Source organism: Pseudobutyrivibrio ruminis CF1b, assembly GCF_000424005.1.
In the GTDB taxonomy this organism is placed as follows: domain Bacteria; phylum Bacillota; class Clostridia; order Lachnospirales; family Lachnospiraceae; genus Pseudobutyrivibrio; species Pseudobutyrivibrio ruminis_C.
Genome location: NZ_AUJB01000017.1, coordinates 144,806 through 168,235, shown reverse-complemented (window position 1 = coordinate 168,235; position 23,430 = coordinate 144,806). Strand labels below are relative to the sequence as shown.

Sequence of the window (23,430 nt, the reverse complement as noted above, 5' to 3'; positions counted from 1 at the left end):
CGCATACCTTCGTTGTCCAGTGACAAAATAAGGAACTAACAGGCTTATTATTGTCAAAGAGTTTCTTGTAAACCGCATATTATCGTTTTCTTTTTGACAAAGGGCTTCGCCACAGGAAAAAAGGCCCCACACAAATGTGAGACCTTAGTGAGTTAAACTTATCTTTAACGTCCAAATATCTCAACTACAAGATTCAGCTTTCCTTTACGAGAGAGCCCGCCTTCTTCGAGGATGTTGAACTTTCCGAAGCCGCGGACTGACACGGAGTCGCCTGCGGAGAGAATCTTGTCATTGTTTTCAACGATGTGTCCGTTTACAGAGACCTTCTTTTCTGTGAAGTAGGGAATGGTATCCTTACGGCTTAGGTTGTAGACTCTGGCGATGACAGCATCGGCGCGGGGAGATGCCACTTGGATGGTGGCTTCCTTCAGGGCTGCACGCTTGTAGGATTCTGGAAGCTCTGAGATGGAGCATTTTACAGAATTACGGCCTACAGATACAAAATTTTCAAGAAGATAATCGGCGGTAGATTCGTCGGCATAGATGTAAGCGTCCATGCCATCCACGAAGATGTCGCCGAATTTTTTTCTATCGATGCCAAGACTCATGAGAGAACCGAGATAATCCCTGTGGGTGTATTCCTTGGCAAACTTCTTTGCAAGAGGCTCCACCTTGATACACTTAATAGGGAATTCCACATCGTATCCAAAGTCTGATTCACTTCCAAAGCGAACCATCTTTCGCTCACAGTTTTCATAGCCACCAAATAAATCATAGGAAATAGGCGCAAAGCTTTTGTCCCTTGCTGCCTGGTACATGACCTCCTGCTGACTGAGGCTCAAAAAATCGCTGAAAGTGTATATATTGTTTTGATAAGCTCTGTTTGAGAGCTCGATTAATCTTTTATATAAAAGCTGCTCGTCGTCGTTCATAATAAATCCTTTCTATGAGTTCCCATTATACGAGAAATATTGTAAAATAGCACCTAGTTGATATTAGAAAGTAGGGTAAGTTTTATGGGAAAAATTAATACAGACGGTATCATTTTTGATATGGATGGAACTATCTGGGACAATATTCCTGTTTTCGCCGGCAGCTGGACAAGAGCCGCTAAGGAAATGGGATATGATGTAGAGTTTACCCCTGAGATGCTGATGGGCTTGTTTGGAAAGACTATGACTGACATTGCAGATGCCAGCATTCCAGATCCAGACCCAGCAAAGCGCTATAAGACTTTGGAGCTTTGCGAGGAATATGAGATGGCAGATTTAGCTGTCAGCGAAATGGATACAACATATCCAGGGCTAGAGGATGTGCTTGAAGATTTAAGCAAGCGTGTGAAGCTTTACATTGTCAGCAATTGTCAGGCAGGCTACATCGAGACTTACTTAGAACGCAGTGGTCATGGAAAATATTTTACAGATTTCATTTGCTATGGTGACAATGGTCTCGGAAAAGCAGATAATATAAAGGGACTTGTGGCAAAGAATAATATCAAGCATCCAGTTTATATTGGAGATATCCAGGGGGATAAGGATGCGTGCGATGCCGCAGGAGTAGATTTTATCTGGGCAGCTTATGGATATGGAAAATCTATCGACAGCTATGTGGCGAAGATTGATGATATAAGCCAGCTTAAGGAAATAATAGAGTAATAGAAATGGAGAAGGTGTTATGAGTTACAATGTAAACAAAATTTTTGAGGATGTAGTATATCTTAGCACGGTTCACAGCAAATCTAGCTATGAGTCAAATACAAATCGCTTCAAAGAAGAAAGATACCCAGAGTTTTCAAACCTGGTAAAGGCTGATGAGGTTGCAGCTGAGTCTCAGAAGTTTTGTGAGGATGTTTTTATAGCGTTCAAGAAATTTGGCAAGGTTCGTGCAGCAGATTTAATGAATCTTAACTACTTTATGATTTATTATGTTTTCCCAACAATCCTTTGCGAGGAGCAGGAGGGAAAGGTTATCTGCGATACACTTAGAGATACATGGAACAGCTATTTCAAGAGCAATATTAATTACACAGATTACAATACTTTATATGAGGGATTCCAGACAAAGATTTTCGGAATTCCAGTAGGAAAGAACTAGAAATGAAAAAGATACTTATGATTGGTACAGGCGGTACCATTGCTTGCAAACAGACAGATTCAGGACTCACACCAGGTCTTACAGCCGAGGATGTTCTTGCATATATTCCAGCAGTGGAAAAGGTTTGTCAGGTTGAGACGATTCAGGTTATGAATATCGACAGCTCAAATATGACACCTGTACTTTGGAAAGATATCGTAAATGCGATAGAAGAAAACTATGCTAATTATGATGGCTTTGTCGTTTGTCACGGAACAGACACCCTGGCATACACAGCAGCAGCCCTTAGTTATATGATTCAGAACTCTGCAAAGCCTATCGTTGTCACAGGTTCACAGAAGCCTATCAGCAAAGATGTTACCGATGCAAAGACAAATCTTTTGGATTCCTTTATCTATGCATCAGATGATGAGTCTCAGAATGTCAGCATCGTATTTGATGGCAAAGTTATCTGCGGCACAAGAGCAAAGAAGGAAAGAGCAAAGAGCTACAATGCTTTTTCAAGCATCAACTTCCCTTACCTTGCAGTTATTCAGGATGGAATTATCATCAGATACATTCCTGAGGTGCCAGTTCGTGGAATCCCAAGCTTTTACTATGACATGTCAGATAAGGTTACATTGCTCAAGCTTTACCCTGGTATGAAGCCAGATGTGCTCAGTTATCTTTTTGAGAATTATGACATCGTTGTTATTGAGAGCTTCGGTGTAGGCGGTATGCCAGAGACTCTTATGGAGACTTTCTACGAGGAAATGGAAAAATGGAAGGGCACAGATAAGCTTGCTGTTATGACTACTCAGGTTGCCAATGAAGGCAGCAACATGACCATTTACGAAGTTGGCCGTCAGGTAAAGCAGGACTTCCACATGATAGAGTCTTACGATATGACACTGGAAGCTACCATGACCAAGCTTATGTGGCTTCGCAGTATGAACTACAGCAATAAGCGTCTTAGAGAAGCATTTTATACAGAAATCAACAGAGATATTCTTTTTAGAAAGAACTAGACTAGAAGGGCTTTTTGCTTAAAGGCAGAAGCCCTGATTTTATATAGGAGAAGTGTAAATGAAAACAATAGCTTTATACGATGATGATTCTTTTGCAACTGAATTTTCGGCACAGGTAGTATCCTGTGAAGAGGCTGAGGGTGGCTTTAAGATTGTTTTAGATCAGACATTATTTTTCCCTGAGCAGGGAGGCCAAACAAGCGATGTAGGCAGCCTTGGTCAGGTAAATGTTACTGATGTGCAGATAGAAGATGATGTGATCTATCACTTTTGTGACAAGCCTATTGAGGCAGGCCAGAAGGTCATCGGCACAATTGACTGGAATCATCGTTTTGGAAATATGCAGCAGCATACAGGTGAGCATATTTTTACAGGCCTGGCTCACAATCTTTATGGTGCTGTTAATGTGGGATTCCATCTCAGCGATAACACTGTGACACTTGATTTGAATATAGAGCTAAGCGAGGAGCAGGTACGTCTCATCGAAAGAACTGGTAATGAGATTATTGCAAAGGATGTACCAGTAAAGGCATATTTCCCTGATGAAGCTACTCTTACTGCCACAGATTACCGCAGCAAGAAGGAGATTGATGGAGATGTGCGTCTGGTGGAAATCGAAGGCGTGGATATTTGCGCCTGCTGTGCACCGCATGTGAAGACTACAGGACAGGTAGGCATGCTGAAAGTGGTATCTTACGGCAAATATAAGGGCGGTACCAGAGTGTATATTCTCTGTGGACTTAGAGCTCTTGATGATTACAATCGTCGCATGGATTTACTGGCAAAATCATATCAGCAGCTTAGCTGTTCAGAGGAAGATTTGCCAGGAAGAATAGCAGGGATTATTGATGAGAACAAACAGCTCAAATATAAGATTTCCCAGATTAAGGCTGATATCCTTATGAATCAGATTGTAAAATATCCGTCAGAGCTTTCTGATGTGACAATTTTCACAGAGGATTTAGATGCAAAAACAATGCGTGATGGTGTAAATGCATTAGTGGAGAGACATGAGGGCTTATGTGCGATTTTCTCCGGTGATGATGAGGAAGGCTACAACTTCGTAATCGGAAGCAAGACAAGAGACTGTAGTGCTATTGCTGCAGGCCTTAGAGAGCTTCTCGGTGCCAAAGGTGGCGGAAGCAGGCAGATGGCTCAGGGCTCTGTTCAGGCTACACGAAGTGCAATTGAGCAAACAATGTAATAAAAGTGTAATAAATGTTACAGAATTAGATAGATTTGTGTTATAATTTCAAATGGTTACAATATGTAACGGATTAAATCAAAAAGGGAAGAATTATGGAAGAAGTAAAAGAGAGATTTTTGGATTTTAGGGATTGGGTAGTTGATAGATTTTACGATATCAAAGACTTTTTGGCTGATAATCCTAACGTAAAAAGATGGCTTGTAGAGGGATGCATTGCTATAGCTGTTGGTATTTTAGCTGGTGTTATCACTTTCAATGTTCTCAATCATGAGAAGAAGTCACTTGCTGTTAGCGAGGAGAATGCAGCACATCCAGCTCAGGAGCAGTCAGCAGATGGTTCTGAGGATATTTCAGCAGGCGCGTCAATGGATGAAACAGATTACGGTGATGTTGTTATCGAAGTAGTTGACCCAGGCGTTTACGTTGGCGATATTGCGAACTGGTCAGAGGAAGAAATTGCCGCAGCAGTTTCAGAGCGTTCTCACTATTTAGATGAGACCACATATTGGCCAGCAGTTGAAAGCTATTGGCAGACAAGAGGTGTGTCTGGCAACGCACGCTTCTGTACATATTTATTTGATACTACAAGCAAAGTATATTCAGCTTCAGATTTTGAGGGTGTTCCAAAGGACGTTATCCATATCATCAAGAATGAAATGTATGCTCGTCATGGATATTCATTCAGAGATTCAAACCTTATGAATTACTTCATGGGACAGGTTTGGTATAGTCCATCAATTATGCCTGCAGATTTCTCAGAGAAGACATTTACTGAGACAGAGGTTAAGAATCTGGATTTATTAAATTCTATAGATCAGTAAAAGGAGTTATTGTTTTAAATGGAAAAGTTTACTTATGTTCCAAAGGGCGTGTGCGCACGTCAGATTGATTTTGAAGTAGAAGATGGAAAGCTTCACAACGTAAAGTTCACAGGCGGCTGTGATGGAAATACAAAGGCAATCAGCAAGCTTTTAGAGGGCGCTGATGCAGCTCACACTGTAGAGGTATTAAAGGGAAACCTTTGCGGCATGAAAGGTACAAGCTGCGCGGATCAGTTAGCTAAGGGTATTGAAGAAGCTTTAGCAAAATAAGAGATGGATTATTAAAGGGTTGACACTAATTAAGTGCCAACCCTTTTTTTACTCTTTTATATATAACCACTTTGTCTTTTTAATTATGAATCCCAGTAAAAGGAAAATCCAGTAAGCTATAAGGCCTACAACAAATACTCCTGCAGTCCAAAGTCCAAGCTTAATCATGAAGCCCCAGAAATCATTGTAAAGGAGTGTAATCCAATCCTGTGTCTCCCAAATACTGTATGCAAATCCATTGTCGTGAAGAAGGTAGATCATAAATGTACCCTTGGCAATGGAATTTAAAATCTTTAACTCAGGAAGATGAATTCTTCTGAAGAGCTCGAATAAACAAACACCCATGATGACAACAACAATACTGTAGTTATCGAATTTAGGAATAGATTGTGTGAAGTCTGTAACCTGAGCACCTGTAGTACTCTGATTGTAATAATATGCCTGAATCTTTCCTATAGCAGTGTTGTGGTAGGAAATTCCGATAAGTACGTTGGTAAGGATAATAGTAAGAACGAAAACGTACCCACGAATCTTTTCGAATGGATTGTATTTCTTAATATATCCGCCTAATGCATAAAGGAAAATGCCAATTACAACTGTGCGAAGACCTTTTGCCAAGTCATCCAAAAGTGAACCAGACCAGCTGAGCTGTGAAATTGCAAGGATTGTAAACAGAAATCCTAAGTATTTGTTTCTATCAAGTGTTGCCAAGAACTTGTTCAAAACACAGAATGCCAAAAGCATAATGATGAAATAGTAACCAACGAACCATGACATCTTGTTAAAGTACTGGATTCTGATGTAGCTGAAAAGATTTTCATTTACATCAATCTGTGTGTATTTCCAAATGAATAATGATGAGGCAAGCACCAGTGAGACAGCAGCAAATAATAGCTGTGACAACAATTTCTTAGATATCTTGAACATGTCGATTTCTCTGTCTGCAAGGAAATATCCAGAAATTATAATGAAAAGTGCGTTACCTACAAGTCCAAATGGCATCATAAGCGCCAAAGCAAGGAGCTGCTTGTAAAACATTGGGTTGTTAAACCAGCCATTCTGAAGCTTTTCAATTGAAGTGACATTTACCAGCTGCACATTTACACAGTGAAGGATAATGTGATAGCTAATAATCATAAACATCGCAACGATGCGAAGCAATTCTATATTTGAAGCTCTTGAGCTCTTGTTATTCATACGAATCTCCTAATAAATTGAATTACTATTGATAGCTACATAATTATACATATTCAGGCCAAAAAGTCCAATCGGGCACTATTATTTTTACTGTTTTTACAACTGTCTTGTCAGTAGACTTTACATGTGATATATTTATTGTCAACTGAAAAGGAGTATACGTTATGACACTGGTAGAAGAAATTAAAAAGCTTAAAGCAGAAAAGAACGCGGTTATCCTGGCTCACTACTACGTAAATGACGAGGTTCAGGCTATCGCAGATTACATTGGTGACAGCTACTATCTGGCAAAGGTAGCTGTTGATTTAAAGGAAAGCACCATCGTTTTTGCAGGTGTAAAGTTCATGGGAGAGTCAGCAAAGATTCTTAATCCTGAGAAGACAGTGCTCATGCCTGACGAGAAGGCAGATTGCCCAATGGCTCACATGGCAGAGGTATGGAGAATCGAAGAGGTTAGAAAAGAGTACGACGACGTGGCAGTTGTCTGTTATATCAATTCCACAGCGGAGCTTAAGATGCATTCAGATGTGTGTGTGACATCAGCAAATGCAATGAAGATCGTAAAGGTCCTTCCTAATAAGAATATCTTCTTTATTCCAGATGAGAATCTTGGAAGATACATTGCTGAAAAGGTGCCTGAGAAGAACTTTATTTTCAATGATGGATTCTGTCATGTACATAAGAATGTGACAGCAGATATGGTGAAGAAAGCCAAGGAGGCTCATCCAGAGGCAGAGGTGCTTATTCACCCTGAGTGTACATTGGATGTACTTGAGCTTGCAGACTACATCGGAAGTACATCAGGCATTATTGATTATGCTACAAAGTCTGATAAGAAAGAGTTCATCATCTCAACAGAGCTTGGTGTTCTTTATCAGCTTAAGCAGAACAATCCTGATAAGACTTTCTTCTCAGCAGGTGGAGTTCAGATTTGTCCAAATATGAAGAAGGTTACTCTTGAGAAGATTCGCGATTGCCTGAGAGATGGCACAGGAGTGGTAGAAGTCAGCGATGAGAAGCGTGAGAAGTCGCTGGTTCCCCTCAAGAGGATGCTGGATTTAGCAAAGTAGAGGTATTTTCATATGGATAAGAGATATGATGTGATAATAGTAGGCAGTGGCGTAGCTGGATTATTCTGCGCTCTCAGTTTGCCAAGAGAAAAGAAAATACTTGTGATTTCAAAGGATGCATTGGATGGTTGTGATTCATTTTTGGCTCAGGGCGGTATCTGCATGCTCAGAGATGAGGATGATTATGATGCATACTTTGAAGATACCATGCGCGCAGGTCACTATGAGAACCGAGTAGAGTCCGTTGAGATTATGATCCGAAGCTCTCAGGAGATTATAAGAGACCTGGAAAATTATGGAGTAGAGTTTGAAAAGAAGAATGGTGAATTCGTATTTACGAAGGAAGGTGCTCATTCAAATAATCGAATTTTATTCCATGAGGATGTTACTGGAAGGGAGATTACCAGTAAGCTTTTAGCCAGAGCTCAGGAGAGAGACAACATCACACTTATGGCCCATACCACTATGGTGGACTGGGTATGTAAGGATAATGTATGTTACGGAATCGTTGTGGCAGATATGGACGGAAAGACCAGAGCGATTCAGGGAAATGTGACAGTCCTTGCCTGTGGTGGTCTCGGCGGAGTATATCCACATTCCACAAACTATCGCCACATTTCAGGAGATGCACTGGCACTTGCCATGTATCATAACGTTAAATTAGAAAACTGTGATTATGTGCAAATTCATCCAACTACTCTTTATTCAAATCAGAGCGGAAGAAGTTTTTTGATTTCAGAATCTGTAAGAGGTGAGGGTGCTGTTCTTCGTGATAAGAATGGTGAGCGCTTTACAGATGAGCTTCAGCCAAGAGATGTTGTTAGTAAGGCCATTTTTGCACAGATGGAAAAAGATGGAACAGAGCATGTATGGCTTGATTTTTCACCTATTTCAAAGGAAGAGATTTTAAATCATTTTCCTAATATTTATGCCCGTTGCAAGCAGGCAGGCTATGACCCACTTGAGACCTGGGTGCCTGTAGTGCCAGCCCAGCATTACTTTATGGGTGGTATCTATGTTGATAAGGACAGCAAGACTACAATGGAGCAGCTTTATGCTGTTGGAGAGACCAGCTGTAATGGTGTACACGGTCGTAACAGACTTGCCAGCAATTCTCTTTTGGAGAGTCTTGTTTTTGCAAAACGTGCAGCACAGGATATCGTAAATACGAAGCAGTTTAAAACTACTGATAATTTTGATAATCTTGTTAATGTTGATGGATATGAGGATCTTCCATCTATCATGGAAAACTATCATGCAATGGTAGTTGGAGAAATAAAAAGAGAAGAAACTTTAAGAGCCAAGAAGGAGGCTATATAAAATGAACAATATTACAATGACTTTAAATGCAGATGAGCTTATCAGAATGGCTCTCAGAGAAGATATTTCAAGTGAGGATGTCAGCACTAATTCAGTAATGCCAGAGGCTAAGCCAGGCGAGGTTGAGCTTATTTGTAAGCAGGACGGTATCATCTGCGGTATGGATGTTTACGAGAGAGTATTCAAGATTCTTGACGAGGATACAGTTGTAGAAAAGTACGTTAAGGACGGCGACGAGGTAAAGAAGGGCCAGCTTATGGCAAAGGTAAAGGGCGACATCAGGGTTCTCCTTTCAGGTGAGCGTGTAGCTCTCAACTACCTCCAGAGAATGAGTGGTATTGCTACTTACACAAATGAAGTTGCATCACTTTTAAAGGGTAGCAAGACAGTTCTTCTTGATACAAGAAAGACTACACCAAACATGAGAATTTTCGAGAAGTATGCAGTAAAGTGCGGTGGCGGACAGAATCACCGTTACAATCTTTCAGATGGAATCCTTTTAAAGGATAATCATATTGGTGCAGCAGGCTCTATCACAAAGGCTATCGAGATGGCAAAAGCCTATGCTCCATTTGTTCGCAAGATTGAAATCGAGACAGAGACACTTGAGCAGGTAAAGGAAGCAGCTGATGCTGGCGCAGATATTATCATGCTTGATAACATGGATGTTGCAACAATGAAAGAAGCTGTTAAAATAATAGATGGCCGAGCAAAGACCGAGTGCTCTGGAAATGTTACAAGGGAGAATATCGCAAACATTATCGACAGCGGAGTTGATTATGTTTCAAGTGGTGCACTTACTCACTCAGCACCAATCCTTGATATTTCAATGAAGAATCTTCACACAGTTTAAACGGAGGATAGAATGGACGGACAGGCTAGAAGACAAAAATTAATAGAGATAATCCAGAAATCTGATAAGCCTGTATCTGGAACAGCATTGGCACAGCAGCTTGACGTGAGCCGTCAGGTAGTTGTTACAGATATCGCCCTTATCAGAGCCAACGGCATCGAGGTCACCTCTACAAATAGAGGGTATGTAATTTCAAATACCAACAAATGTAAGAGAATAATCAAAAGTCGTCATACTGATGATCAGATTTTGGATGAGCTTTTCACTATCGTAGATAACGGTGGAGTGGCTGAGAATATCATCATCAATCACAGATATTACAACAGACTTGAGGCACCGCTTAATGTAAGCTCGCGTCGTGAGGCAAAGGAGTTTATGGAGGCCATTGAATCTGGAAAGTCAAAGTCGCTTAGTTCTGCCACAAGTGGGTATCATTACCACATCATCAGCGCAGATGACGAAGCTACGCTGGATATCATAGAAGACGAGCTAAAGCAAAAAGGTTTTTGGTTACCTCTTGATGACTGGATTTTAAACTAGGGAGAATAGAATGTCTGCAATTTCAAATGACTGGCTGGAGCCACTGACTCCAGAATTTAAAAAGCCATATTATAAGAACTTATATGAGAGCGTAAAGCGAGAATACCATGAGCATCAGGTGTTTCCACCAGCGGATGATATTTTCAATGCTTTTGATTTCACACCACTTTCAGAAGTAAAGGTGGTAATCATCGGACAGGACCCATACCATGATGATGGTCAGGCCCATGGACTTTGCTTCTCAGTAAAACCTGGAATAAAGACTCCACCATCACTTGTAAATATTTATAAGGAGCTTCAGGATGATTTGGGCTGCTACATTCCAAATAATGGATATTTGGAGAAATGGGCCCGTCAGGGAGTTCTGATGCTGAACAACGTGCTTACAGTAAGAGCACATCAGGCAAATTCACACAAGGATTTAGGATGGGAAAAGTTTACAGATGCTGTAATTGATATTTTAAATAAGCAGGATCGACCAATTGTATTCCTGCTTTGGGGTTCACCTGCAGCCAAGAAATGTGCAAAGCTTAATAATCCAAATCATTTGATTCTAAGAGCGCCACATCCATCACCACTTTCAGCCTACAGAGGCTTCTTTGGATGTAAGCATTTTAGTCAGACAAACGAGTTTTTACAGTCCAAGGGTCTTACTCCTATAGACTGGCAAATAGAAAATATTTAAAGAAAAGCCTGCTATCCGCGGAATGCCGTAGATAGTGGGCTTTTTTCACAAATACTTCATGGTTTTAACATTGTGTCTATTAAGCAATTCAATTATAGTTATATTAGAGTAATTTACGCTAGGCGGATTGTGTAAAAAAGTACTTTTTATGAATATAATTGGAGTTTGCTTTGAAAAGACTAATTGGATTTATAAAACACTTTTTTAGTCCGGATTTACCAACGGACCTGATATTATTCAACATCATTACCATCATAGGTTTCATTGGTGGTATTATTGCTATTCCATTTAATGCTATAAATGGCACAACACCAGCTCTTACAATAGTAATTCTGATTGCCTGCATTAACGATGGAGTATGCATTTATATGGCAAATTACAGAAACAGGCTGAAGAACGCTACCATAGCGGTCACATTTACTGTGGGAATTGGTCTGTTTCCGGTAATGTTCTTCCTGACTGGCGGTATCAACAGTGGTATGGTCTGCTGGCTGTCTATGGGAATCGTATTTGTATTTATGCTTCTTGATGGCATGGATTTTGTTTTTATGCTGTTGACTGATGTTGCCATTATCATAGGTTGCTTTGTTATCTCTTATTATCATCCAGATTACGTAATCGCGCTGGATTCAAAGAGAAGCGTTTACTATGATGTAGTGCAGTCTCTTTTGATAAGTGCCCTTGCTGTAGGTTCTATTATCAAGTTCCAGAAGTCCATTTATGTAAACCTCTTCAAGCAGGCGGCAATTAATAACGATGATCTTTTGGAAAAGACTCTTCAGGCTAAGAAGGCTGAGCGCCAGGCTCAGACTGCTACAGAGGCAAAGAGTAGTTTCCTTGCAAATATGTCTCACGAAATCCGTACACCTATCAATACTATTATGGGTATGGATGAGATGATTCTTCGAGAGACTTCAGATAAGGTAGTAGAGGAGTATGCTTTGGATATCAAGGCTGCATCTCAGAATCTGCTTTCACTTATCAATGATATTTTGGATATCACCAAGATTGAGTCAGGTAAAATGGGACTTGTTAACGGTGAGTACCAGTTTATGAGCCTTATGCATGATGTTTTAAATAATGTCATGATAAGAGCTAAGGAAAAGGGCTTGGAAGTAAAGCTTGATATAGCCAGCGATATTCCATGTGATATGTTTGGTGACGACGTCAGAGTAAGACAGATTCTGACTAATATTCTGACAAACGCAGTAAAATATACTCAGGAAGGCTCTATATCGATTTCCGCAAGATGTAAACGTAATTACGATAATACAGTTGATTTAACCTTCTCAGTAAAGGACACAGGAATTGGTATCAAACCAGAAGATATCAAGCGAATGTTTGAGTCCTTTGAACGATTGGAGGAAAACCGTAACAGAAATATCGAGGGTGCTGGTCTTGGAATGGCCATTACTCAGAATCTTTTGAAGATGATGGGAAGTAACCTTGAAGTGGAAAGTGTTTACGGCAAAGGATCAACATTCTCATTTACAATCAATCAGGAAATTGTAAATGACGAGAATATTGGAGATTTCAATCAGAAGCTTAAGCAGCTCACATCTAATTATGAGTACAGCACCAGCTTTGAAGCTCCAAGGGCTAAGTTCCTTGTAGTTGATGATAACACCATGAACCGTAAAGTTTTTGTTTCTCTTTTGAAGGAGGCAAAGGTTCAAATTGCAGAGGCTGCAAGTGGTGATGAGTGTCTTTCTATGATAAAGAAGGAACACTACGATATGATTTTCCTTGATCATATGATGCCAGGGCTTGATGGTTTGGAGACCTTCAAGATGATGGCAACCCTTCATGGAAATAAATGTCTTGGAACACCAGTCATTGCCCTTACGGCTAATGCTATTGCCGGAGCGAAGGAACGCTATATGACACTTGGATTCCACGGATTCCTATCGAAGCCAATCGTTCCAGCTCAACTGGAAAAGATGATTCGAGATTTCCTGCCAGAGGATTTACTTGAATATCATGAGACCAACGCTACAGACGAAGCCAGAAAGAATCGCGTTAAGCAGGTTGAGCTTCCTGAGGTGGAGGGAGTGGATTGGGATTATGCCCTTCTTCATTTCCCAGAGGCCAATATGGTTTTCCAGACGGCAATTGATTTCCATGATTCCATCGGCTATGAGCGTGATGAAATTATGAGATTCTACAGTGAGATTGATGGGGATAGCTTTCCACTGGAGGATTACAGAATTAAGGTTCATGCGGTAAAGAGTATGGCTAACACCATAGGAGCAACAGCCCTTGGCGGATTGGCTAAGCTTTGCGAGTATGCGGCAAGAGATCAGCAGATGGATCGAATAAGAATCCTGACTCCAGTGCTTGTGGACGAGATGGACATTATGAAAGACAGGCTTTCAGTTCTCTCTTCAGATGTGGAAAAACCATTGATGGAGGATATGGACGATCTGTTTGCTCTTCTTGAAATGCTAAAGATGGCAATCAGAAGCCACAACAGTGATCAGGCGGACAAGATTATGAAGCAGCTTATGGCTTTCTCATACCCAAAGGATATACAGGAAAAAATAGATCATCTTAATCTCCATGTCATGAACCTGGAGGAAGATGAAGCTCTTATGGAAATAGACGAACTGCAAAAGTAACAACTAAGGAGAATAGACATGCGAAAAATATTAATTGTAGGAGATTTCAGTAGCGACACCAGTGATGTAAATACATATCTTGAGCAGCACTTTCATACTCAACTGTGTACCAACAGCGGAAAGATAGTAAAGAGTATGTTAAAGATGTATGCACCTGAGCTGGTTTTGATGGATATTGATGGTTTTGAGAATCTTCAGGAGGAGGTTTTTGAGGCTATTAAGGAATACAACCCAGATCTTCCAGTTATTACATATGGACGTGAGAAGAAAAAGCAGTTGTTCATATCATACTACTATTCAGGTCAGTGCAGACATATAGCTCAGCCTACAAGAGAAGTTCTCATCCGTGAGATATGCAAGGAGTTCAACATGAATGCCGACGTTATTATCAATGCGGTTGTAGATACAGAGAAGAAGCACATTATTGTTGTGGATGATAACCCGGTTCTTTTGAGAAATATGCGCAACATGCTTCAGGACAAATATCGAGTTACTCTTGCTACATCAGCAGCACAGTGCATGAAGGCTATGGGACAGGATAGTCCGGATTTGATTATTCTGGATTATGAAATGCCAGTTGTAGATGGAAAGCAGACACTTGAAATGATACGTGCTGAGGAGGATTACAAGGATGTGCCAGTTATTTTCCTTACAGGAATAGCTGACAAGGAGCATGTAGATGCTGTTCTTGACCTTAAGCCTGCAGGTTATTTTGTAAAACCACCAATGCAGACAAAAATTATTAATGCTATTGAAAATATATTTTTAAAGCAGGGAGAATAAACTAAATATTGGAACAATGTAGTGGTGAATATTAGGTAGAGATAAATGTAATTTCGGGGGGTGCCTATGAATTTCAGAAAGATTGGAACCAAGATGTTAGTTATGATTCTGCCGGTATTGGTTTTGGCGCAGATTGTTCTTACAATCATGTCTGCAACATCAAGTAATGCATTGGTAGATGAAAAGACACAGCAGGCAATGGAGGCAGAGCTCAAGGCTAACAATTCCATCGTTGGAGGATACCTTAGAGATGTTAAGACCTTAGCAGATGCTATTGCTATCAGTGTAGCAGATTCCTACACTTACACTCAGTGGGACGATTACGAGAAGATGTTACAGGATATGATTGCTACTAATGACATTGTTCTAGGCTCTGGACTTTGGTTTGAGCCTTATGCTTATGACCCTGAGCAGCAGTACTATGGTCCTTATGTTTACAAGGATGGTAATTCCACAGTAACTACCTGGGATTATAGCAATGCCGAGTATGATTACTTTAACCAAGAGTATTATACCAATGCTATGGGTTCCGATGTTGCAATGATTACTGACCCATACTATGATCCATCATCAGGAATTGTTATGTCATCTTGCTCTACTCCTATTATTGCAGGAGGTAAGAAAATCGGTTGCGTAACTGTTGATATTGAGCTTACCGCAATTACGGATATTATAGCCAATGTTAAGGTCGGAAAGACTGGTGTTGGTATTCTTACGGCTGCAAACGGCTTGCTTATAGCAGGTCATGACGACCAGATGGTTCAGGACGGAAAGAGTGTGTCAGAAGATTCCAATCCATCCTTTGTTGCTATGGCAGAGGATGTTTTGAAAAATCCATCAGGTGTTACAGGCTACCAAGAAGGAAAAACCAATTACAAGGTATTCTACGACACAATAGAAGAAACAGGCTGGAAATTTATGATTTGCATTGATGGCTATGAGCTTCTACAGCCAATATATCTGTTGATTAATAGACTTGTACTTGTTTGTATCGTAGCAGTTTGCCTTGCAATTATAATAATCATCATAGGTATTGGTGGCGTAGCCAAGACTATCAAGAGAGTACAGAAATTTGCCACAGAACTGGCAGGTGGAGATTTTACTATTAATCAGCTTTCAATAAAGGGTAAAGATGAGCTTGCAGTAATGTCTAATTCCCTTAATGAAATGTACGGAAATAATAAAGGGGTTATTCAAAGCATTTCTGATTACGCAGTTGAGATAAATGATTCCAGCAGCAATCTTAAACATGCGTCAGAAGAGCTGAAGACAGAGTTTGATAAGATTGTTGATATTATGACATCTGTAAATGCGGATATGATGAATTCATCAGCAGCTACAGAGGAGCTTTCTGCTTCTGTTGATCAGGTAGCCCAGTCAGCTGATAATCTTAACGAGGAAACAAAGAATAGTCTTGATTTGGCAATTGATATCGAAAAGAGAGCTACAGATATCGGAAAGAACAGTCAGGAGGCATTTGATAAATCCCAGACCCTTCAGGCTAGCTTCCAGGAGAAGTTAGAGGAAAGTATTTCTCAGTCTCAGGTTGTTGAAAATATTGGTGAGATGGCCAGTGTTATTGCAGATATTGCTGACCAGATTACATTACTTTCTCTTAATGCTTCTATTGAGGCAGCAAGAGCAGGTGAGCAGGGCAAGGGCTTTGCAGTAGTAGCAACTGAGATTGGAAAACTTGCAGGTCAGACTTCTGATTCGGTAGAAAAGATTCAGGAAACTATTTCTGCAATCAAGGATGCATTCGAAGGTCTTTCTACAAATGCTAAATCACTTCTTGATTATGTATCAGACACAGTTACACCTGATTACAAGAATTTCGTTGGTGTAGCAGAAAGATATGGACAGGATGCAGAGAATATTAAGAATAGTTCAGAACAGCTTTCAATAATGACTGATTCCATTCAGAACATAATGAGTGAGGTGCGTCTTGCATTGCAGAATATTGCAGAAGCAACACAGAATACTGCGGCCAACAGCGGAGAGGTCATGGATTCTATAGATCACCTTTCAGGTACTGTATCTAACATTAATGATATGTCAGATGACCAGAATTCTATCTCTGACGATCTTTCAAGAGTTGTTAGTCAGTTTAAGCTTAGTGAATAGTTTAAAATGCTAGACACAAACCCGCACTAATATTATCATATATGGGGAGCATTAATGTTAGGGAGATTGTATGCGTATTATTCATTGTGCTGATTTGCACTTGGACTCCAAAATGGAGAGCAATTTAGATAGAGACCAGGCTGCCCTTAGGCGCGGAGAGCTCATGGAGACATATGAGCGCATGGTCGAATATGCTGAGGCAAATCAGGTTAGAGCGATTCTTATATCGGGAGATTTATTTGACAAGCCACACATCCGTAAGGAATATAAAAAGCGTGTGGTGGAGCAGATTGTTTCCCACCCGGAGATAGATTTTTACTATCTCAAGGGAAATCATGACAGATGTGATTTTATGGAAGAGGGAATTGATACAATTCCCTCTAATTTCCATATGTTTAATTCTGAGGGCTGGGTGAGCTATACCTGTGACGATGTTGTCATTACAGGTATGGAGCTTAATTCTTCCAATGTTTCCACATTGGCTCAGCGTCTCGTACTTGATTCTGCGGCTACCAATATAGTTATGCTTCACGGTCAGCAGTCTGACTATGATGGCAAGGATGGCGCAGAAATCGTTAATACCACCACACTTAAAGGAAAGTTCATAGACTACCTTGCTTTAGGACATGTCCATAAGTATATCTATGAGCCACTTGATGACAGAGGTGTATTCTGTTATCCAGGCTGTCTGGAGGGACGTGGCTTCGATGAGACTGGAGACAAGGGCTTTGCTCTTTTGGAGATTAATGATGGCAAAATCGAGTCAGAATTTATCCCATTTGCAAAGAGACGTCTTCACGAAATAGAGGTAAATGTAAAGGCAGAGATGGATCTTCAGGGTGCTATTAATAAGGCAAAGCGTCTTATTGATGATGTGGATCCTCAGGACATGATTAAGTTTGTAATTACCGGCGAGCGCGAGCTGGATGATGAGCTTGATATCACCAGATTTGTCCGTGCCTTCGAGAATAAATATTTCTTTGTAAAATGCTACGACCGTACAAAGACAATGGTAGATTACGACAGCTTTCTTTATGACAAGTCTCTTAAGGGAGAGTTTGTTCGTCTTGTTCAGTCTCAGGATATGGATGAGGATGAGAAGGCTAAGATTATTGAATTAGGCATCAGAGCCATTATGGGGGAGGATATCGAATGAAAATAATATCATGTTATATCGCCCATTTTGGTAAGATTAAGAATTTTAGATACGACTTCGAAGATGGGTTTAATTCAATTATGCAGGAGAATGGCTGGGGCAAGACCACATTCTCGGTATTTATGAAGGCTATGTTTTATGGCCTTGAGTATTCACCAAATACAAAGAAAAAGCTTTTAGATAGAAATCATTATCTTCCTTGGGATGGAAGCATCTGCGGTGGAAATATTGTATTTTCTGCAAAAGGCAAGGAGTACCGTATTGAGCGTACCTTCGGTCAGACAGATAAAGATGATAAGTTTGCCTTGTATGACAATGTTACAGGGCTTCTTTCTGATGATTATTCAGAGAATATTGGCGAGGAGCTCTTCAGAGTAGACAGAGATTCTTTTGAGAAGAGTGTGTATATTCCTCAGACCAGCCTTGCTACAGCAATGACAGATTCCCTCAACGCAAAGATGGGAAATCTTGCAGCAGCCAAGGATGATATCAGCAATTTTGATGTTGCTTTAAAGAGTGTAAAGGATGCCAAGTCCAACTACACCAGAAATAGTAAGGTTAATCCTGGTAAGCTTGTTACTGTGAAACAGGAGATAAGCCGTTGTAGAGAAGAATATGAAAAGCTTCCGGCAATCGAAGAAAGCGTTGAGGCCATGAGCTGTCTCGTGGAGGAAAAGCAGGATAACATTGACAAGCTGGCTGCAGAAAAGGCAAAGCTTGCAGAGACTATCCAGCTTCAGAGTAAGAGAGAGCAGGAGCTTGGTGCTTACAGAATTCATAAGGAAAATCTCAGTAACGAGCTGGCTTCACTTGAGAGTCTGAAAAAGTTTTTTGAAGCAGGCGTTCCATCTGATGATGAGATTGCAGTATTAGAGCAGACTGAACGTGATTTGGCAGTGCATGAGCGTGCAGTAAAGGTGCTTGAAGACGAGCAGGAGAAAGAACCTCCTGTATTTGACAAGCCATTTGAAAACAAGATTCCAGATGAAAGTGAGATAGCACTTTGGAATAAGATGGCAGCGAATCTGTCAGAGCTTAGAGCAAAGGCAGAGCATGCAAAGCTTTCAGAAGAGTCCAGCAGACAGCTTACAGAGTTGAAGTTCTTCTTTGATAAGCTTGTGCCTACAGATGAGCAACTGGCTCACATCGAGCATCAGACTACACTTATCACAGGTATCAGCGCACGAGTTGATCAGAGCAATGAGCGTCTGATTACTCTTATTGCCGAGCGTGACGCAGAGGAGAAGCACAGCAAAAGTAAGAGTATTTCTGTATGGCATATTTTAGGAACAATTCTCCTTGTTATTTTTATTCTTATTGGATTGGTTTTCACCAGATATATTGATGACCAAATTGGAAGAATAATTGAGATAGGCAGTTTTGTAGCAGTTATTCTTGATTTAGTTCTTCTTTTTATAACAGGCAGAAGAGCTTATAAGAAAAAGATGGAGACTGCAGAGGAGTACCGAGAGCGCATTAAAGAGGAAGAGGACGCACTGGAAATCAGTAAGCTGGAGCTTCGTGAGCTTGAGGAGGAGTGTGAAGAATTCCTTTCTCATTTCCTTTTGACCAGAGCGTCAACCATGCAGGAAAATGTTTACGAAATCAGAAGAAAGCTGGATCAGTACAGACATCTTTTAGCTGAGGAGCAGTCCCGCCACCAGGAAGCAGAAGGCACTTTGGACGAGCTTGCTGATTTACAGCTTGAGCTTTATACAAAGATTCAGCCATTTGCATCTGCATACGGAATCAACCTTTACGACATGGGCGGAGAATATGAATTCCTTTCCCAGCTCAAGAAGGATGCCCAAAGATTTATTGATTATCTGGCAAAGCAGGAAGAACTTGCACGCCATGAAAATACTATCCGCACAGTATCTGCAGATATTAATAACATCCTGAAAAATTATCCTGTTGATGAGAATCTTGGCCGAGCTGAAAAAGTTCAGGAGATAAGTATCAAGAAGAAGGAATATCAGGCTGTATCTGAGCGTGTAAAGAAGCTTAATGAAGAAATCGCACGATTTGAGGCTGAGCATGATTTGAACGAGCAGGTTCTTTCAGTAGATGATTTGCAGCAGCAACAGACTGCCATTGATGAGCAGATTATGGAGTTGAACCGCCAGATTATTCAGGAGAAGGATAACCTTTCTCAGGCACTTGAAGAGGTGGAGCGTCTTGCTGATATTTCAGAGCAGATTGAGCGTCTGGAGGAGCAGGAAAAGGAATACAAGAAGAACGCAGATATTCTTGCCAAGACAGAGGAATTCCTTCAGAAATCTAGGGAGAGCTTCCTGTCTAAATACATGCAGCCACTTCAGAATGGTTTGCACAAGTATCTTAGTCTTTTGGACAGCCCAGATGGAACAAAGTCTGGCTATGCCATCGATGACTTTGAGCTTGATATGGATCTGAACATTAAGCTTTCTTATTCAGGAAGCACAAAGAGTGCTGAGTACTTATCTCAGGGTTATCAGGATTTAGTGGCACTTTGCTCACGTCTTGCCCTTGTAGATGTGCTTTACGCAGATGAGAAGCCTATTCTGATTCTGGACGATCCATTTACAAACCTTGATGACAAAAAAATAAAGGAGTCGTTAAAACTCCTTCATAAAATATCAGATGATAGACAGACTGTGTATTTCACATGTCATGATAGTAGATTATAGGCGCTTCTTATATTCCAGATGCCCCTCAACAACCCACTCGTGGACGATTGAGCGCTCAATCCCGAACTCCTGAGCTACTATCATTTCATTAACATCATCGTTTTCATTTATGAACTCTTTCACTTTGGGAAAGAGTTCTTTTTTCATGCAATCTTTGCAAAGATCATAAGGAGAGTTTACAGGCACACGGCAGCCGCAACGGCTACAAAACTTTACTCTTGGTCCTTCTTCATTTAAAAATCCAGAACGTGAACGTGCCATAAATCTCTCCTCCTAAAAGGGAAACCTTTTACAATCCAATATGTTCCTTAAAGAAATCGCCGCGCTGCTCGAAGTTCTTGAATACTCCGTAGCTTGCTGCAGCAGGTGAAAGAATAACTGCTGTGCCCTTGCTTGCATTTGCCTTTACATATTCGCAGGCATCAGCTAATTCTTCTATGTAATGCACATGCTCCATAAATTCAGGTGTAGCAACAGCCTGAAGCTTCTCAAGGAGAACCTTTCCGCTGTCGTACATAAGGATAATGTGCTCTAAGCTTCTAGTCTGTAAAAATTCTACAAGTGGGTCGTAGTCGATTCCTCTGTCCATACCACCAAGAAGAATAGTGCCAGCATTTGGAATAGCCTTTATAGCGCTGATAGCTGATTCTACAGTGGTAGAGATGGAATCATCATAATAATCTACGCCGTCCTTTGTGCCGATGAACTCCAGGCGATGTGCAAGAGTCTTGAAGGTTGCGAGAGCATCCATAAACTCCTTATCGCTGATATCGTAGCGACGGCATACGTCATAAACAAAAGCAGTATTGAAAAGATTGTGAGTACCTCGAAGTGTAACTCCTGGAATCTCTTCAAAGTTTGCAAATGGAAGGTCGCCAGATTTAACTTTGATGATAGCTGCCTTGCATTCGCCCTGTTTTGGAAGGAAATCTGGGTTGCAGAAAAGGAAATCGCAGTAGCCCTGATTTCTATAGATATTCTGCTTTGCATGCCAGTACTTTTCTACCGAACCATAGTGATCAAGGTGATCCTCGTAAAGATTTAAGAGGATAGCCTTTGATGGTGAGTAGTGTGCATACTCAAGCTGGTGGCATGAAAGCTCAAAAACGATAATTGTACGTGGATGAATCTGATCTGTAATATCGAAAATAGGAAGTCCGATGTTTCCCCCGAAGAGAACATCCTTACCGCATGTCTTAAGTATATGATATAAAAGTGAAGATGTTGTGGACTTGCCCTTAGTTCCTGTGATTCCTATTGTCTGAGCGCCGTAAACCTGAAGAAACAGGTCTGCCTGACAGGTGATATGACACTTATATTCATTGATATCCTTTGGAAGAACGATTCCTGGGCTCTTGAAAACTACATCGTAATCATCAAGACAATCAAGGTAAGCTGCGCCAGTGATAACATTGTGCATAGCTGTAAGATCTGAGCTGACAGCGTTAGCATCTGCAATATCGAGGCACTCATATCCGCCTACTGATGAAATCATTCTAAAACTTGACTGGCCCTCACGGCCGAATCCTAAAATTAAAACCTTTTTATTATTAACTAAATTTCTAATTGTTTCCTTCATTTGATAGTGCGTCCTTAATTATTTTTTCAAAGAATTCATCCAAAGCATGCTCTGATGAATACTGATTTTTAAATTTTTCGAATGTGATGGCAGGAACTACTGCAGAGTCCTGATAGTGCAGCAAAAGTGCTGGAAGTGGAATCTGCTTTTTGGCATACTTGCTGATAGCTTCTGTGATAGCGGCATTTACCTCGTCTCGGCTACCTACACATTCAAATGGCTTCTCTGGTAAGATGCCACAAAGCTTGTCGAAATCTTCCATGAGAGTCTCATCCTCGAAAAGTCTCTTGCCAAAGATAGCATCCAGCTCCTCAAGCGTGAGGAATGGAGACAGGATGATGTAAACGAAAAGGCACTTTGGGCAGTGTCCACACCAGATGTCCTGCTTGCTGCCTACATTACAGCTCTTGAAGATGCCGTGGTACTTCTTGAAACGAGAGAAGAGCATGGCAATCTGAAGCTCTGAAAGTGGGCGCAGGAAGCTGAAGTAGAATACTCCTGAGCCGATAAAGTTCTTTTCATAATGTCTGAAATCAGCCTCGAATTCAAAGCTCTTTGAATACTGGTGATTTACATAGCTGTCCTTTACAGTGGATTCGTTGGCACTGCCTTCATTTGAAAGTGCCACGAACTGTAAGTCGTTAAGGTATCCTGCGATGATACTTGAAAATGCAACGAGAGCAGAGAACGGTGTGTGACCATTTAAGAAGCCCTGAGCATTAAGGTCTAACATGTTCTTATCAAGAGTACGCTTAGCGTAGATAGTGTGGTCAGTAAGTCCGCCTACTTCCACTGTGGCATCTGTGGCACCTCTTGAATTGATAACATAACAGTTTACATCTGCCTTTTCTCTAAGAAGCTCGATAGAAACAACAGAATCCTTTCCGCCGCCTACTGGAACCATGACTCTAGGCTTCTTTGTACCAGAGATTGCAGGACGGTTTTTTGGAGTGATGCTGCGAGGAGCCTTAGTGCCTTCACATTTTACAGTCATGAAATCATCGAAGTCTTCCTCAATGCAATTTGTGTAATAGAATTCTCCAAGGCCGTTGAAATAAAGCTTCTTCCACCAGCTGATCTGCTCTGCTGAAAGCTGTCTGTTCTTGATGATAACAGTAGGAGGGCAGGCAATCTTCCAATAGCTGACAAGCTCAACCATTCCAAGGGAGAAGACCATCTCATCGATAAGCTCCTCATCGATGTTTTCAACTTTGTTGATGCGTGGAATGCTCCAGGTTGGGTGGAACTCAGAAAGTCCGTCGATAGAAAAATCAAAAGTCATGCTGATGCCTGACTCATTTAAATCATAAGAATATCCCTGATATGTAAATGTAGGGTAATCTTCTCTGCATTTTTTATAAAAATCTTGTCTACTCATATAATTCCTTTTATTTTTAATCCTAGTTTGTTTTATAATTAAAGAAAAAATGTAAGCTA

Annotated in this window: 21 protein-coding genes; 16 read left to right on the top strand and 5 right to left on the bottom strand. The window is 40.8% G+C overall.

Annotated elements, in window-relative coordinates; translation table 11 throughout:
- Positions 1-164 precede the first annotated feature (164 nt).
- Positions 165-932, bottom strand: a complete 768-nt coding sequence (locus tag G592_RS0114255) for a YlmH/Sll1252 family protein (RefSeq protein WP_028248397.1) — start codon at positions 930-932, stop codon at positions 165-167.
- Positions 933-1,016: 84 nt separating this feature from the next.
- Between G592_RS0114255 and G592_RS0114250 the strand changes: the two genes are divergently transcribed.
- From G592_RS0114250 to G592_RS0114225, 6 genes are all read left to right on the top strand, one after another.
- Positions 1,017-1,655 carry an HAD family hydrolase gene (locus tag G592_RS0114250; protein WP_036953109.1) on the top strand — a complete coding sequence of 213 codons (639 nt, stop codon included), beginning with the start codon at positions 1,017-1,019 and terminating at the stop codon, positions 1,653-1,655.
- A gap of 19 nt (positions 1,656-1,674) precedes the next feature.
- On the top strand, positions 1,675-2,094 hold the full coding sequence (locus G592_RS0114245) for a hypothetical protein (protein WP_028248395.1): 420 nt from the start codon (positions 1,675-1,677) through the stop codon (positions 2,092-2,094).
- A 2-nt stretch (positions 2,095-2,096) separates the two neighbouring features.
- Positions 2,097-3,101 (top strand): asparaginase, encoded by a 1,005-nt coding sequence (locus tag G592_RS0114240; protein ID WP_028248394.1) that lies wholly within the window; start codon positions 2,097-2,099, stop codon positions 3,099-3,101.
- Between the two features lie 58 nt (positions 3,102-3,159).
- Positions 3,160-4,305 (top strand): serine-tRNA(Ala) deacylase AlaX, encoded by a 1,146-nt coding sequence (locus G592_RS0114235; protein ID WP_028248393.1) that lies wholly within the window; start codon positions 3,160-3,162, stop codon positions 4,303-4,305.
- A gap of 95 nt (positions 4,306-4,400) precedes the next feature.
- Positions 4,401-5,129 (top strand): YARHG domain-containing protein, encoded by a 729-nt coding sequence (locus G592_RS0114230; protein WP_028248392.1) that lies wholly within the window; start codon positions 4,401-4,403, stop codon positions 5,127-5,129.
- A gap of 18 nt (positions 5,130-5,147) precedes the next feature.
- Positions 5,148-5,399 (top strand): TIGR03905 family TSCPD domain-containing protein, encoded by a 252-nt coding sequence (locus G592_RS0114225; protein ID WP_028248391.1) that lies wholly within the window; start codon positions 5,148-5,150, stop codon positions 5,397-5,399.
- Positions 5,400-5,447: 48 nt separating this feature from the next.
- On the opposite strand, the gene G592_RS0114220 is transcribed toward G592_RS0114225, so the two are convergent.
- Entirely contained in the window at positions 5,448-6,596 is a 1,149-nt protein-coding gene (locus G592_RS0114220) for an acyltransferase family protein (protein ID WP_028248390.1), read from the bottom strand.
- Between the two features lie 164 nt (positions 6,597-6,760).
- Here G592_RS0114220 and nadA point away from each other — a divergent pair, with 164 nt between their 5' ends.
- The 10 genes from nadA (at position 6,761) to G592_RS17210 (ending at position 20,414) form a co-directional block, all read left to right on the top strand.
- Complete coding sequence (gene nadA / locus G592_RS0114215; RefSeq protein ID WP_028248389.1) at positions 6,761-7,666, top strand: quinolinate synthase NadA; 906 nt, start codon at positions 6,761-6,763, stop codon at positions 7,664-7,666.
- A 12-nt stretch (positions 7,667-7,678) separates the two neighbouring features.
- Entirely contained in the window at positions 7,679-8,986 is a 1,308-nt protein-coding gene (locus tag G592_RS0114210; protein WP_028248388.1) for an L-aspartate oxidase, read from the top strand.
- A 1-nt stretch (position 8,987) separates the two neighbouring features.
- Positions 8,988-9,839, top strand: a complete 852-nt coding sequence (gene nadC / locus G592_RS0114205; protein WP_028248387.1) for a carboxylating nicotinate-nucleotide diphosphorylase — start codon at positions 8,988-8,990, stop codon at positions 9,837-9,839.
- 12 nt (positions 9,840-9,851) lie between these two features.
- Positions 9,852-10,379 carry a transcription repressor NadR gene (locus G592_RS0114200; RefSeq protein ID WP_028248386.1) on the top strand — a complete coding sequence of 176 codons (528 nt, stop codon included), beginning with the start codon at positions 9,852-9,854 and terminating at the stop codon, positions 10,377-10,379.
- Between the two features lie 10 nt (positions 10,380-10,389).
- Complete coding sequence (gene ung / locus G592_RS0114195) at positions 10,390-11,064, top strand: uracil-DNA glycosylase (RefSeq protein ID WP_028248385.1); 675 nt, start codon at positions 10,390-10,392, stop codon at positions 11,062-11,064.
- Positions 11,065-11,234: 170 nt separating this feature from the next.
- Positions 11,235-13,682 (top strand): ATP-binding protein, encoded by a 2,448-nt coding sequence (locus G592_RS17215; RefSeq protein ID WP_051194945.1) that lies wholly within the window; start codon positions 11,235-11,237, stop codon positions 13,680-13,682.
- Positions 13,683-13,700: 18 nt separating this feature from the next.
- Positions 13,701-14,465 (top strand): response regulator, encoded by a 765-nt coding sequence (locus G592_RS0114185; RefSeq protein WP_028248384.1) that lies wholly within the window; start codon positions 13,701-13,703, stop codon positions 14,463-14,465.
- Positions 14,466-14,531: 66 nt separating this feature from the next.
- Entirely contained in the window at positions 14,532-16,589 is a 2,058-nt protein-coding gene (locus tag G592_RS0114180; RefSeq protein WP_028248383.1) for a methyl-accepting chemotaxis protein, read from the top strand.
- A gap of 70 nt (positions 16,590-16,659) precedes the next feature.
- The gene (locus tag G592_RS0114175) at positions 16,660-17,745 is read left to right on the top strand and encodes a metallophosphoesterase family protein (protein WP_028248382.1); all 1,086 of its coding nucleotides are present in this window, start codon (positions 16,660-16,662) and stop codon (positions 17,743-17,745) included.
- Complete coding sequence (locus G592_RS17210; RefSeq protein ID WP_051194944.1) at positions 17,742-20,414, top strand: AAA family ATPase; 2,673 nt, start codon at positions 17,742-17,744, stop codon at positions 20,412-20,414. The genes G592_RS0114175 and G592_RS17210 overlap by 4 nt, the downstream gene beginning before the upstream one ends.
- On the opposite strand, the gene G592_RS16660 is transcribed toward G592_RS17210, so the two are convergent.
- From G592_RS16660 to G592_RS0114155, 3 genes are read right to left on the bottom strand one after another with little or no spacing between them, the layout of a single operon-like run.
- Positions 20,409-20,675 (bottom strand): hypothetical protein, encoded by a 267-nt coding sequence (locus tag G592_RS16660; RefSeq protein ID WP_051194943.1) that lies wholly within the window; start codon positions 20,673-20,675, stop codon positions 20,409-20,411. The genes G592_RS17210 and G592_RS16660 overlap by 6 nt on opposite strands.
- Positions 20,676-20,703: 28 nt before the next feature.
- A complete protein-coding gene (gene murD / locus G592_RS0114160; protein ID WP_028248381.1) occupies positions 20,704-21,993 on the bottom strand; it encodes a UDP-N-acetylmuramoyl-L-alanine--D-glutamate ligase in 1,290 nt (429 codons plus the stop codon).
- A complete protein-coding gene (locus G592_RS0114155; protein WP_028248380.1) occupies positions 21,977-23,371 on the bottom strand; it encodes a hypothetical protein in 1,395 nt (464 codons plus the stop codon). The genes murD and G592_RS0114155 overlap by 17 nt, the downstream gene beginning before the upstream one ends.
- Positions 23,372-23,430 lie beyond the last annotated feature (59 nt).

Coding starts and splice junctions, on each gene's coding strand:
- ung (WP_028248385.1), top strand. CDS start 10,390: ATGTCTGCAATTTCAAATGACTGGCTGGAGCCACTGACTCCAGAATTT.
- G592_RS0114230 (WP_028248392.1), top strand. CDS start 4,401: ATGGAAGAAGTAAAAGAGAGATTTTTGGATTTTAGGGATTGGGTAGTT.
- G592_RS0114250 (WP_036953109.1), top strand. CDS start 1,017: ATGGGAAAAATTAATACAGACGGTATCATTTTTGATATGGATGGAACT.
- G592_RS0114245 (WP_028248395.1), top strand. CDS start 1,675: ATGAGTTACAATGTAAACAAAATTTTTGAGGATGTAGTATATCTTAGC.
- G592_RS0114155 (WP_028248380.1), bottom strand. CDS start 23,371: ATGAGTAGACAAGATTTTTATAAAAAATGCAGAGAAGATTACCCTACA.
- nadA (WP_028248389.1), top strand. CDS start 6,761: ATGACACTGGTAGAAGAAATTAAAAAGCTTAAAGCAGAAAAGAACGCG.
- G592_RS0114210 (WP_028248388.1), top strand. CDS start 7,679: ATGGATAAGAGATATGATGTGATAATAGTAGGCAGTGGCGTAGCTGGA.
- G592_RS0114175 (WP_028248382.1), top strand. CDS start 16,660: ATGCGTATTATTCATTGTGCTGATTTGCACTTGGACTCCAAAATGGAG.
- G592_RS0114200 (WP_028248386.1), top strand. CDS start 9,852: ATGGACGGACAGGCTAGAAGACAAAAATTAATAGAGATAATCCAGAAA.
- murD (WP_028248381.1), bottom strand. CDS start 21,993: ATGAAGGAAACAATTAGAAATTTAGTTAATAATAAAAAGGTTTTAATT.
- G592_RS0114240 (WP_028248394.1), top strand. CDS start 2,097: ATGAAAAAGATACTTATGATTGGTACAGGCGGTACCATTGCTTGCAAA.
- G592_RS0114185 (WP_028248384.1), top strand. CDS start 13,701: ATGCGAAAAATATTAATTGTAGGAGATTTCAGTAGCGACACCAGTGAT.
- G592_RS16660 (WP_051194943.1), bottom strand. CDS start 20,675: ATGGCACGTTCACGTTCTGGATTTTTAAATGAAGAAGGACCAAGAGTA.
- G592_RS0114180 (WP_028248383.1), top strand. CDS start 14,532: ATGAATTTCAGAAAGATTGGAACCAAGATGTTAGTTATGATTCTGCCG.
- G592_RS0114225 (WP_028248391.1), top strand. CDS start 5,148: ATGGAAAAGTTTACTTATGTTCCAAAGGGCGTGTGCGCACGTCAGATT.
- G592_RS0114255 (WP_028248397.1), bottom strand. CDS start 932: ATGAACGACGACGAGCAGCTTTTATATAAAAGATTAATCGAGCTCTCA.
- G592_RS0114220 (WP_028248390.1), bottom strand. CDS start 6,596: ATGAATAACAAGAGCTCAAGAGCTTCAAATATAGAATTGCTTCGCATC.
- G592_RS0114235 (WP_028248393.1), top strand. CDS start 3,160: ATGAAAACAATAGCTTTATACGATGATGATTCTTTTGCAACTGAATTT.
- G592_RS17210 (WP_051194944.1), top strand. CDS start 17,742: ATGAAAATAATATCATGTTATATCGCCCATTTTGGTAAGATTAAGAAT.
- nadC (WP_028248387.1), top strand. CDS start 8,988: ATGAACAATATTACAATGACTTTAAATGCAGATGAGCTTATCAGAATG.